At 31.6% G+C, this 12215-nt stretch carries 11 protein-coding genes; 10 read left to right on the forward strand and 1 reads right to left on the reverse strand.

The window, feature by feature from the left end; genetic code table 11:
- Nucleotides 1-9 precede the first annotated feature (9 nt).
- The 9 genes from purE to AC4PG3_RS04205 all read left to right on the forward strand — a co-directional run bounded on the left by purE (nucleotide 10) and on the right by AC4PG3_RS04205 (nucleotide 9942).
- On the forward strand, nucleotides 10-492 hold the full coding sequence (purE, locus tag AC4PG3_RS04165; RefSeq protein ID WP_492197813.1) for a 5-(carboxyamino)imidazole ribonucleotide mutase: 483 nt from the start codon (nucleotides 10-12) through the stop codon (nucleotides 490-492).
- Between the two features lie 12 nt (nucleotides 493-504).
- On the forward strand, nucleotides 505-1851 hold the full coding sequence (gene purF / locus AC4PG3_RS04170; protein WP_492197814.1) for an amidophosphoribosyltransferase: 1347 nt from the start codon (nucleotides 505-507) through the stop codon (nucleotides 1849-1851).
- 27 nt (nucleotides 1852-1878) lie between these two features.
- A complete protein-coding gene (gene purM / locus AC4PG3_RS04175; protein ID WP_492197815.1) occupies nucleotides 1879-2904 on the forward strand; it encodes a phosphoribosylformylglycinamidine cyclo-ligase in 1026 nt (341 codons plus the stop codon).
- Complete coding sequence (gene purN, locus AC4PG3_RS04180) at nucleotides 2901-3545, forward strand: phosphoribosylglycinamide formyltransferase (protein WP_492197816.1); 645 nt, start codon at nucleotides 2901-2903, stop codon at nucleotides 3543-3545. Before purM ends, purN begins: the two co-directional genes overlap by 4 nt.
- Complete coding sequence (gene purH / locus AC4PG3_RS04185; protein ID WP_492197817.1) at nucleotides 3529-5058, forward strand: bifunctional phosphoribosylaminoimidazolecarboxamide formyltransferase/IMP cyclohydrolase; 1530 nt, start codon at nucleotides 3529-3531, stop codon at nucleotides 5056-5058. The genes purN and purH overlap by 17 nt, the downstream gene beginning before the upstream one ends.
- A 13-nt stretch (nucleotides 5059-5071) precedes the next feature.
- A complete protein-coding gene (gene purD / locus AC4PG3_RS04190) occupies nucleotides 5072-6325 on the forward strand; it encodes a phosphoribosylamine--glycine ligase (protein WP_492197818.1) in 1254 nt (417 codons plus the stop codon).
- Between the two features lie 18 nt (nucleotides 6326-6343).
- A complete protein-coding gene (locus AC4PG3_RS04195; RefSeq protein ID WP_492197819.1) occupies nucleotides 6344-7648 on the forward strand; it encodes an NCS2 family permease in 1305 nt (434 codons plus the stop codon).
- A gap of 233 nt (nucleotides 7649-7881) precedes the next feature.
- Entirely contained in the window at nucleotides 7882-9552 is a 1671-nt protein-coding gene (locus AC4PG3_RS04200) for a formate--tetrahydrofolate ligase (RefSeq protein WP_492197820.1), read from the forward strand.
- 90 nt (nucleotides 9553-9642) lie between these two features.
- Nucleotides 9643-9942: a YerC/YecD family TrpR-related protein gene (locus tag AC4PG3_RS04205; protein ID WP_492197821.1), complete on the forward strand. Its 300-nt coding sequence runs from the start codon at nucleotides 9643-9645 to the stop codon at nucleotides 9940-9942.
- A gap of 55 nt (nucleotides 9943-9997) precedes the next feature.
- Here AC4PG3_RS04205 and AC4PG3_RS04210 read toward each other — a convergent pair whose 3' ends face one another.
- On the reverse strand, nucleotides 9998-10816 hold the full coding sequence (locus tag AC4PG3_RS04210) for a glycerophosphodiester phosphodiesterase family protein (protein ID WP_492197822.1): 819 nt from the start codon (nucleotides 10814-10816) through the stop codon (nucleotides 9998-10000).
- Nucleotides 10817-11131: 315 nt separating this feature from the next.
- On the opposite strand from AC4PG3_RS04210, the gene deoD reads away from it, so the two are divergent.
- On the forward strand, nucleotides 11132-11833 hold the full coding sequence (deoD, locus tag AC4PG3_RS04215; RefSeq protein ID WP_492197823.1) for a purine-nucleoside phosphorylase: 702 nt from the start codon (nucleotides 11132-11134) through the stop codon (nucleotides 11831-11833).
- Nucleotides 11834-12215: the final 382 nt, after the last annotated feature.

Consider the following 12215-nt stretch of genomic DNA (forward strand, 5'->3'; position numbering starts at 1 on the left):
GAGGCTACTATGAAGACAAGTATAGTAATGGGGAGTATTTCTGATAGGGAAATAGCTAAAAAGGTTACAGATGTATTAGAGAAATTTGGGGTGGAATATGAATTAAAGGTAATATCAGCTCATAGATCTCCAGATTTAGCACATGATTTTGCTAAAAATGCAGAAAAAAATGGTATAGAAGTTATAATTGCCATAGCAGGAAAAGCAGCTCATCTAGCGGGAGTAATAGCAGGGACTACACCTCTACCAGTAATAGGGGTACCTGCTAAGTCTTCTACTATGGATGGATTAGATTCTCTTTTATCTGTGGTACAGATGCCAAAGGGAGTACCAGTTGCTACAGTCGCTATAAACGGAGGAGAAAATGCAGGACTTTTAGCTGTGCAAATATTATCTTTAAAATATCCTGAATTAAGAGAGAAGTTTAAAGATTATAAGGTAGAGATGGCTAAAGGTGTAGAAAAGATGCAATTAGAATTAGATGCTAATTAAGGAGGAAGTCCTTTGAGTGGAGTAGTAGGTGTATACAGTAAAAAAAATGATCATGTATCACAAATAATATATTATGGCCTTTATGGAATTCAGCATAGAGGTCAAGTCAGTTCAGGTATTGCAATAAATAATAATGGGTTTGTAGATTACTTTAAGGATTTAGGATTAGTACATGAAGCATTTCCTAAAGATGTAATAGATAGTCTTAGAGGAAATATAGGAATAGGACATGTGAGATATGCATTTTCAGGAGAGGGAAAAAATTTAAAGAATGCAGAACCATTAGTTGTAGGGTATAGAAAGGGAGCTCTTGCAATAGCTTTAGATGGAAGTATAGTAAATTTTAAGCATTTAAGGGAAGATTTAGAAGATAAAGGTACCATATTTCAGTCTGATATAGATGCAGAGGTAATTGCAAATCTTATAGCTAGATATCACAAGGATGATGTAGAAGAGGCAGTTATGAAAGCCCTTGATGATATAATTGGATCCTTTTCTCTAGTTATAATGACCAATGACAGATTAATAGCTGCAAGGGATACACATGGCATAAAGCCTCTTTCCATAGGAAAGTTTAAGGATGACTATGTAATAGCATCTGAAACCTGTGCCTTTGATACTATGGGGGCAGAATTTGTGAGAGATGTAAAACCAGGAGAAATAATAGTAATAGATGAGTATGGACTTAAGACCATATCTAAAAAAGAAAAAAAGAGACATTTGTGTCTCTTTGAATCAATATATTTTGCAAGACCAGATAGTTTAGTAGATGGAAGAAGTATATATTTAAATAGGATAGAGGCAGGAAGAATACTTGCAAAGGAATCTCCAATAGATGCAGATATAGTAATAGGTGCTCCAGATTCTGGTATAGTAGCAGCTATAGGATATGCAGAGGAGTCGAAAATTCCATATGCAGAGGGAATAATTAAAAATAGATATGTAGGAAGAACTTTTATTCAACCTACACAAGAATTAAGAGAACAAGGCGTAAAGATAAAATTAAATGTATTAAAGGAAAATATAGAGGGCAAAAGAGTTATACTTGTAGATGACTCTATAGTCCGAGGAACTACCATAAAGAGAACGGCAATGATGTTAAAAGAAGCAGGAGCAAAAGAAGTTCATATAAGAATAGCATCTCCTCCAGTAATAAGATCTTGTCACCTTGGAATGGACACTCCAAGTGAGGAAAATCTAATAGCAGCAAATATGAGTTTAGAAGAATTAGAAGAAAAAATTGGAGTAGATTCTCTAAGATATATTTCCCTAGAGGGACTTTTACATGCATCAGATGTAAATAATGGATTTTGTAGAGGATGCTTTACAGGAGACTATCCAATTGAGCCTATTAAGTAAAAAATATTCTATAGAAAGGATATGAACATGAGTATAACTTACAAAGATTCAGGAGTAGATAAAGAAGCAGGATATAAACAAGTTCAAATGATAAAGGGCTTTATAAAAGAGACCCATAATAAAAATGTATTATCAGATTTGGGAGGTTTTGCAGGATTATTTCAATTGGGAAAAGAAAATTATGATGAACCTGTATTAGTTTCTGGAACAGATGGAGTAGGTACAAAGCTTAGAGTTGCCTTTATGATGGACAAACATGACACCATAGGAGAAGATTGTGTGGCTATGTGTGTAAATGACATACTTTGCCAAGGGGCTAAGCCTTTGTTTTTTCTAGACTATATTGCCACAGGGAAATTAGTTCCAGAAAAGATGACACAAGTAGTAAAAGGGATTTCAAATGGATGTATAAAGGCAGGTTCAGCACTTATAGGAGGAGAAACTGCAGAGATGCCAGGCTTTTATAAAGAAGATGAATACGATGTGGCAGGTTTTGCAGTTGGTGTAGTAGATAAGAAAAACATTATAACAGGTAAGGATATAAAAGAAGGAGATATTATAATAGGTCTTCCATCCAGTGGAATACACAGTAATGGGTTTTCCCTAGTTAGAAAAATATTATTTGAAAAAATGGGGTTTGAAATAGATACGATTATCCCTGAGCTAAATTCTACAATAGGAGAAGAAATAATAAAACCTACTAGAATATATTTTAATCCTGTATATGATTTAGTACAAAATTTTAATATAAAGGGTTTAGTCCATATAACAGGTGGAGGATTTTATGAAAATATACCGAGAATTCTTCCTAAAGGGCTTACAGCTCATATAGATAAGGAGAAGATAGATACTCCTATTATATTTTCTTTATTACAAAAATGGGGAAATATAGAAGAAAAGGAAATGTATTCAACATTTAATATGGGAGTTGGAATGATCCTAATAGTATCTGATAAAGAGCTTAATAATGTAGAATCTAGTTTAAAGGAAAAAGATGAAAAGTATTATATTTTAGGAGAAGTAAAAAAGGGAGATAAGGGAGTAATTCTATGATAAAAATAGGAGTCCTTGTCTCTGGAGGAGGAACTAATCTCCAAGCTATAATAGATAATACAAAGAACAAGAATATAGATGGACAAGTAGTCCTCATAGTTTCAAATAAAAAAGATGCTTATGGTCTTAAAAGAGGAGAAAAATCAGGGATAAAGTCTCTCTTTATAGACCCTAAAGTCTTCAATACTTCAGAAGATTATAATCAGAAATTAATAGAAGAGTTTAAAAATGCGGATGTAGATTTGATAGTTTTAGCAGGATATCTAAAGGTTTTATCAGCAGATTTTATCTATGAATTTGAAAATAAAATAATAAATATCCACCCATCTCTTATTCCAAGTTTTTGTGGCAAGGGTTATTATGGGGAATATGTACATCAATGTGTATTAGACAGAGGAGTAAAGTACACTGGTGCTACAGTTCATTTCGTAGATACTGGAACTGATACAGGGCCTATTATATTACAAGAAGTGGTAAGTGTAGATGAAGATGAAACCTTGGAAAGTTTAAAGCAAAAAGTATTAAAAGTAGAACATAAAATACTCGTAAAAGCTGTATCACTTTTTTCACAATGTAAGATAAAAGTAGATAAAAAAAAGGTAATTATAGACGGAGGAAATGAAGATGAGAGCACTTATTAGTGTATACGATAAGGAAGGAATAGTAGATTTTGCTAAAGAATTAAAAGAACTAGGTTGGGAGATAGTTTCAACTGGAGGAACTTATAATAAGCTAAAAGAAGCTAAAATAGATGTAATAGAAGTTGAAGATGTGACAAATTTTCCAGAGATATTAGACGGTAGGGTAAAGACCTTAAATCCATTTATTCATGGTGGACTGTTATATAAAAGAGATGATGAGAATCATAAAAATACTATAGATGATATAGGTATAAAACCTATTGATATGGTAGTAAATAATCTATATCCATTTGAAGATACTATTAAAAAAGCTGATGTAAGTCATGAAGAAATCATAGAAAATATAGATATAGGTGGACCATCTATGATAAGAGCTGCTGCAAAAAACTATGAATCAGTTACAGTTGTAATGGATCCTAAAGACTATGAAAAAGTCTTATGTGAATTAAAACAAAGTGGAGATGTATCAGTAAAAACTAAAAAGTATTTAGCAGGGAAGGTTTTTAATTATACTGCATACTATGATTCTCTAATTGCTAATTATTTTAATAGGGAGACAGATACTCTATTTCCTGAAAATCTTACCCTTAGTTTTAAAAATATGAAAGAAACTAGATATGGAGAAAATCCCCATCAAAGAGGAGCTTTTTATGAAGAAGTAATAGGTACAGATGGAACTCTTTCAAAAGGCATCCAACTTCACGGAAAAGAACTTTCATTTAATAATATAAATGATGCAAATGGTGCATTAAAGATATTAAAAGAATTTGATGAACCTACAGTAGTAGGTGTAAAACATTCAAACCCATCTGGTATAGGAAGTGATGAAATACTCTTAAATGCCTATAAAAAGATGTATGAATGTGATAGTGAGTCTATATTTGGAGGAATAATAGCTGCAAATAGAGAGATAGATCTTCATGTGGCAAAGGAAATAAATAAGATATTTATAGAGGTAGTTTTAGCTCCATCCTTTAGCCAAGAAGCACTAGATATATTGAAATCAAAGAAAAATATAAGACTTATAGAGATAGAAGATATAGGAAAAAATGACTATAAAGAAGTAGATGTAAAAAAGGTCTTAGGTGGAATTTTAATCCAGGAGAGAGATTTGGAATTATTTAAAGATGATTTAGAAATAGTTACAGATAGATTTCCTACAGATGAAGAACTAGAAGATCTATACTTTGCTTGGAGAGCTGCAAAAAATATTAATTCAAATGGAGTAGTTTTAGTAAAAGATAAAGCTACTATAGGATTAGGTTTAGGCGAAGTAAATAGATTTTGGGCAGTGGAAAATGCTTTGAAAAGAGCAGGAGATAAGATAGAAGGAAGCGTATTGGCATCAGATGGATTTTTTCCATTTAAAGATTCAATAGAGATTTTAGGGAAAAACAAAATCCGTGCTATTATTCAACCAGGAGGCTCTATAAAAGATAAAGAAGTTATTGAAGAGGCAAATAGACAAGGCATTGCAATGGTATTTACAGGAATAAGACATTTCAAACACTAATTAGGAGGATTTTATGAAAGTTTTAGTTATAGGAAATGGTGGTAGAGAGCACGCACTTTCTTGGAAGTTAAGTCAGTCTAAAAAGGTAGATAAATTATATTTTGCAATGGGAAATGGTGGCACCAAGGATTTAGGAGAGAACTTAGATATAGCTCCAAATGATATAAATGCTCTTTTAGAATTTGCTATTAAAGAAAAAATAGACTTAACAGTAGTAGGCCCTGAAGAACCTTTAGTATTGGGAATAGTAGACAGATTTAGGGAAAAAGGGTTAAATATATTTGGTGTAGACAAAAAATGTGCTCAACTTGAGGGGAGTAAAGAATTCTCTAAAAAATTCATGGAGAAATATGATATCCCAACTGCAAAATATAGATCCTTTAGAAACTTTCAAGAGTCTATAGAAGGGATAAAAGAATTTTCATATCCACTAGTAATAAAAGCAGATGGATTATGTGCAGGTAAGGGAGTATTCATATGTGAGTCTGAAGAAGAAGCAAAAGAAGTTTTGGAAGATATACTTGAGAGGGACATATTTGGTAGCGAAGGTAAAAGTGTAGTAGTAGAAGAGTTTTTAGATGGTATAGAATCTTCTTTATTATGTTTTGTCACTAAGGACAAGATAATTCCTATGGAAAGTGCTAAGGACTATAAAAAAATATATGAAGATGATCTAGGACCAAATACTGGTGGAGTTGGATGTTATTCTCCAAGTCCTCTATTTACACCTGAACTCGAATCACTTATAGAAAAAAATATATTGGAAAATATAAATAAGGGCTTTAAGTCTGAAAACATGGATTTTAGAGGAATATTATTTATTGGATTAATGATAGTTAAAGGAGTCCCTAAAGTATTGGAATTTAATGTAAGATTTGGGGATCCAGAAACTGAAGTACTTATGCCAAGACTTAAAAGTGATTTAGTAGATTTGATGGAAAAAACTATAAATGGAACAATGAAAAAACAGGATATAGTATGGAAAGAAGATCATTGTGTGACAGTAGTTGCAACTTCTAAAGGATATCCAGGACAATATGAAAAAGGTATAGAAATTACTGGAACAGATACTCTAGATGAATCTATAATTCTTTTTCACAATGGAACAAAATATGAAGATGATACTTTATTTACAAATGGTGGAAGAGTATTAAGTATAACCTCCCTAGGAGATACTAAAAAACAAGCAAGGGAAAATGTCTATGAAAACATCAAAAAAATTAATTTTGATGGGATATATTATAGAAAAGATATAGCAAAAAAATAACAGGAGTGATTAAGGTTAATGGAAAAGTTTTTTAAACTAAAGGAAAATAACACAGATGTAAAAACTGAAGTCTTAGCAGGAATTACAACATTTATGACTATGGCATATATATTGGCGGTAAATCCTGATATCTTATCTAAAACAGGAATGGATTATGGTGGAGTATTCACAGCAACAGCTTTAGCAGCAGGAATTGCTACACTTATAATGGCTTTTTATGCAAAGTATCCCTTTGCACTAGCACCTGGAATGGGATTAAATGCCTTTTTTGCATTTTCAGTAGTTTTGGGACCAATGGGTAAGAGTTGGCAGTTTGCACTTACAGCAGTACTTGTAGAAGGAATCGTATTTATATTACTTAGTTTTGTAAATGCAAGGGAAGCTGTGTTTAACTCTATACCTATAAATTTAAAAAATGCAGTTTCTGTAGGTATAGGTCTGTTTGTTGCCTTTATAGGATTAAGTGGAGCTGGAATAGTTAAAACTGGAGATGGAACTATAGTAGCACTAGGAGATTTAACGCAAGGTTCTCCTTTACTTGCTATAATAGGAATAATACTAACTGGATTTTTACTTTCAAAGAATGTAAAGGGAGCTCTTTTGATAGGAATAGTTGGAACTACAATTATAGGCTTTCCTATGGGCGTTACACAACTTCCTGAAAGCTTTACAGGGATAATAAGCCTTCCACCTTCATTAAGTAAGGTTGCATTTCAATTTGTAGGATTTGATGAGATATTTTCTTTAGAAATGTTAGTAGTAGTATTTACATTTTTATTTGTAGATATATTTGATACAGTTGGAACTCTAGCTGGAGTAGCATCTAAAGCAAATATGTTGGATAAGGATGGAAAACTTCCAAGAGTAAGTCAAGCGCTTATGGCAGATGCAGTGGGAACAATAGCTGGAGCATGTCTTGGTACTAGTACTGTTACAACTTTTGTAGAATCATCTTCAGGAGTTGCAGAAGGTGGTAGAACAGGGCTTACAGCTTTAACAACAGCAATCATGTTTTTATTAGCATTATTTTTTGCACCTGTATTTTTAATAGTACCTACAGCAGCAACAGCTCCAGCTTTAGTTATGGTAGGATTATTTATGATGAGTCCTATTAAAAAAATAGATTTCGCAGACTATACAGAAGGGATTCCAGCATTTTTGACAATAATAATGATGCCATTTGCATATAGTATAGCTGAAGGAATAGTATTTGGTATGATTTCATATGTAATACTTAAATTTATAAGTGGAAAGAAAGAAGATGTATCTTTAATGATGTGGGTACTTTCAATTCTATTTATAATCAGAATAATATTCATGTAATATTCTTAAAAGAGTGAAAAAGGCAGCTTGGCTGATTTTTTTACTCTTTTTTTCACTTTTTTCATTTAAACCCCTATACTTTTTTGACAGATTAATATATAGTATATTGTGTAGAGTAAATATTGTGTAAATTTGATATTGTGTAAATTTAATATTAAATTATAAATATTTATTTATGTGTATGTTGGGTATAAATATTAGAGAATAAATTTTATTTAATAGGAGGAGTTAATTTGAAAACAGATGTACAAATAGCCCAAGAAGCAAAGATGGAACCAATATTAGAGGTAGCAGAAAAACTAAATATCCATGAAGACGATCTAATTCAATATGGAAAGTATAAGGCAAAGGTTTCCTTAGATGTTTTAGAGAGAAATTTAGATAAAGAAGATGGTAAATTAGTTTTAGTAACTGCAATAAATCCAACTCCAGCAGGAGAAGGGAAAACTACCACTAATATAGGGCTATCAATGGGATTAAATAAAATAGGAAAATCTGCAATAACAACCCTAAGAGAACCATCATTAGGGCCAAGCTTTGGTATAAAAGGTGGAGCAGCAGGTGGAGGATATGCACAAGTAGTTCCGATGGCAGATATAAATCTTCATTTTACAGGAGATTTCCATGCTATAACAACAGCACACAATCTTATATCAGCACTGATTGATAATCACATACATCATGGGAATCAGTTACAAATAGACCCAAGAAACATAGTGTGGAAAAGAGTTATAGACATGAATGATAGAGCTCTTAGAAACGTAGTAGTAGGATTAGGTGGAAGACCAAATGGAATGCCTAGAGAAGATGGATTTGACATAACAGTAGCATCTGAAATTATGGCAATATTCTGTTTAGCAAAAGATCTAGAAGACCTAAAGAAAAGAGTAGGAGATATTATAGTAGCTTATAGATTTGATAAAACTCCTGTATTTGCAAGGGATCTAAAAGCACAAGGAGCAGTAGCATTAATAATGAAAGATGCTATGGCACCAAACCTAGTTCAAACACTAGAAAATACACCAGCAATAATTCACGGTGGACCATTTGCAAATATAGCTCATGGATGTAACTCACTTATAGCTACACAAATGGCATTAAAAATAGCAGACTATACAGTAACAGAAGCAGGATTTGGAGCAGATCTTGGAGCAGAAAAATTCTTTGATATAACATCAAGATTTGGAGATTTAAAACCAGATGCAGCAGTAATAGTAGCAACAGTGAGAGCATTAAAACACCACGGTGGAGCTAAAAAAGAAGAGCTAGGAACAGAAGATTTAGAAAAACTTGCAAAAGGATTTGAAAACCTAGAAAAACACATAGAAAATGTAAATAAATTTGGAGTACCAGCAATAGTTGCAATAAATGAATTCCCAACAGACACACAAGCAGAAGTAGACTTTGTACTAAACAAATGTAGAGAAATGGGAGCAGAAGCAGTAATCTCACAAGTTTGGGCAAAAGGTGGAGACGGAGCAATAGACCTTGCTAAGAAAGTAGTAGAAGTAGCAGAAAAAGGAAATAGCAAATTTAAATATATATATGAAGTAGAAGACAGTATAGAAGAAAAAATAGGAAAAATAGCAAAAGAAGTATATGGAGCAGATGGAGTAGAATTTACAAGCAAATGTAAAAAACAAATAAAAAATATAGAAGAGTTGGGATTTGACAAGATGCCAATATGTATGGCAAAAACTCAATCATCCCTATCAGATGATCCAAGTCTAATAGGTAGACCAACAGGATTTACTATAACAGTAAGAGAAATAAAGGTATCAAGAGGAGCAGGCTTCTTAGTAGCTCTAACTGGTAATATAATGACAATGCCAGGGTTGCCAAAAGAACCTGCTTCAAATAAAATAGATATCTTAGAAAATGGAGAAATAGTAGGATTATTCTAAGAAAATAATTGGGCTTTTAGCCCAATATTTTCTGGTTTTATCACTTGACTAGAGTAGTTCAGCATAATACAAAACAAAGGGGTATGTAATATGGAATATAATTCTAGAATTAAAAATGAACAGACTGATGGTCTGTTTGAGGCAGTTTTAACCCTAGAAAATATGGAGGATTGCTATAGGTTTTTTGAAGATATATGTACTATAAAAGAAGTACATGCTATTGCTCAAAGACTACATGTAGCTAAGCTTTTAACAGATAAAAAGACATATAGTGAAATAGAAAAGGCTACTGGAGCAAGTACTGCAACCATAAGTAGGGTAAATCGATCTCTAAATTATGGAGCAGATGGCTATGATATAGTTTTAAAAAGATTAGGCGTTATAGAATAAAAGATTTCCTGCTGGAAATCTTTTTTTTATGAAATTTTATTTTTAATGAAGTTTTTTATTTTGGTATAAAACTATCAAATATAAATAAGTCGAAAATATCTTGATTTATTTCTAAAACCTTCTGTGATTTTATAGTATATGCAAATGTAAGAGGACTATATATTTTTTTACATATATTGAAGGATAACATATGGCTTTCCTTATGATTAAAGGCTATAAAATGAGGTTTAGCTAAAAAATTAAATAAGAGATTTTCTAAAGCAAAGTTTTGTATTTTTTCTTGAAGTGATTTTCCCTTTTTCTTCATTCTAGTTGCCAGTTGTCCCCTCATAATATCTGGTCTATTATTTTTATACCAAAGTACTATAAGAGGATTGAAGGACTCCACACAATAGACTCCACTGTATTTGTCTAAAAGAGTGCTTGTAAATTTACAAACGGATATATCACTAGTCTCACCTTTTAACTCTACGATTAAAGGAACTCTCCCATCTACCAAATCTAACACTTCTCTAAGTGTAGGTATTTTTTGATCCGAATTATATAAATGGATATTTTTAAGTTCATTATAATTACAATCACTTATTTTTTTATTTATTCCACATACTCTCTTTAAACTATAATCATGAAATACGATGGGAACTTTGTCTTTAGTTAACTGTACATCAAGTTCAATACCATAGTCCTTATCACAGGCTAATTTAAAAGCTAGGAGAGAATTCTCGGGAGAAATATTCTTGTCTCCAAAAAGCCCTCTATGTGCATAGTGTCTTCCTAGAAAAGGGGTGAAATAAGATTTATCTACTATTTTTGGCATAATTGCAAATAGATAAATTATAATTATTATTGCTAAAATAAAAGATAAATATATCATCTTAAAATCCTTTCTTTATAAGTGTTAATCTTCTACATGTGAGCTTTTACTTATTTAAATAAGTAAAAGTTGCTTTGAAGAATCAAGGGAATAATATTATCATACAATTGCCAAAATGCAGATATGGACATAAATGCAAGACCAATAAAAAAAGTACGCTTATAATTTAATTTCACAGAGATACCCCCTTATATGTAGTTTAAAATAATTATATCATTGGAAAAATTTTAAAACAATGGATACAATGTGAAGTTATTGTAAACATTTTATACTTTGATATAATTGATGTAATAGATAAAAAAGGGAGATGATTTAATGCAAACAGCTCATATTAATGCAAATAAAGGAGATATAGCAGAAACGATTTTACTTCCAGGGGATCCATTAAGGGCAAAATTTATAGCTGAAACTTATTTAGAAAATCCTATAGAGTTTAATAATGTTAGAAATATGCTAGGGTATACAGGAACTTATAAAGGAAAAAGAATATCTGTAATGGGAACAGGTATGGGAGTAGCATCAATAGGTATATATTCCTATGAACTAATACATTTCTTTGGAGTAAAAAATCTTATAAGAGTTGGTTCCTGTGGAGCTTATAATAAAGATTTAAAATTATATGATATTATCTTTGCAATGGGAGCCTCTACAAATTCAAATTATGCACACCAGTATAATTTACCAGGAACTTACTCAGCAATAGCATCATGGGAATTATTAGAGAAAGCTAAAAAGGTAGCAGATGAAAAAGGTATAAAAGTAAATGTGGGAAATGTATTAAGCAGTGATGTATTTTATAATAAAGATTCTGAAGCATATAAAAGATGGGCGGAAATGGGAATACTCGCTGTAGAGATGGAAGCCTATGCTTTATACTGCAATGCACAAGCTGCAGGAGTAAATGCTTTAACAATTCTTACTGTATCAGACTCTCTAGTTACAAAAGAAGAGACTACAGCTAAGGAAAGAGAAAATAGCTTTACAAAGATGATGGAGATAGCATTAGAATTGGCATAAAATTTATTTGTTGACTCTACAAGAGATATATTATGAAGAACAATTCTCAGGTTCAAGATTTAAGAAGTATAATCACTCATAAAGAAATAGTCTAGCAAACTTGCTGGGTTCAGACAGTGCAGGACAAAACAATTTTTTATTTAGTGAATACTTCTATTAAATCTTTCACGTTATGAGTCTTATTTTCATAATATATCCTTTTTTGCTTTATAATCTATTTTATATAATTAATATCCTTGCTTTTATAATTTGTTAAATAAATATTTAATGTCAAAATTGTCAAAAAAATAAAAAGGTTTTCCTATTGACAAGGCTAAATGTGATTGCTATAATTAACATAAAATAACATAATTTAACATAATATATCATAATATATTATATG

Source organism: Tissierella sp. QWL-11, from assembly GCF_058683765.1.

Bases quoted from the DNA above. Each gene is read 5' to 3' on its own strand.
- purE (WP_492197813.1), top strand. From the start codon at position 10: ATGAAGACAAGTATAGTAATGGGGAGTATTTCTGATAGGGAAATAGCT.
- purM (WP_492197815.1), top strand. From the start codon at position 1,879: ATGAGTATAACTTACAAAGATTCAGGAGTAGATAAAGAAGCAGGATAT.
- purN (WP_492197816.1), top strand. From the start codon at position 2,901: ATGATAAAAATAGGAGTCCTTGTCTCTGGAGGAGGAACTAATCTCCAA.
- purH (WP_492197817.1), top strand. From the start codon at position 3,529: ATGAGAGCACTTATTAGTGTATACGATAAGGAAGGAATAGTAGATTTT.
- purD (WP_492197818.1), top strand. From the start codon at position 5,072: ATGAAAGTTTTAGTTATAGGAAATGGTGGTAGAGAGCACGCACTTTCT.
- AC4PG3_RS04195 (WP_492197819.1), top strand. From the start codon at position 6,344: ATGGAAAAGTTTTTTAAACTAAAGGAAAATAACACAGATGTAAAAACT.
- AC4PG3_RS04205 (WP_492197821.1), top strand. From the start codon at position 9,643: ATGGAATATAATTCTAGAATTAAAAATGAACAGACTGATGGTCTGTTT.
- AC4PG3_RS04210 (WP_492197822.1), bottom strand. From the start codon at position 10,816: ATGATATATTTATCTTTTATTTTAGCAATAATAATTATAATTTATCTA.
- deoD (WP_492197823.1), top strand. From the start codon at position 11,132: ATGCAAACAGCTCATATTAATGCAAATAAAGGAGATATAGCAGAAACG.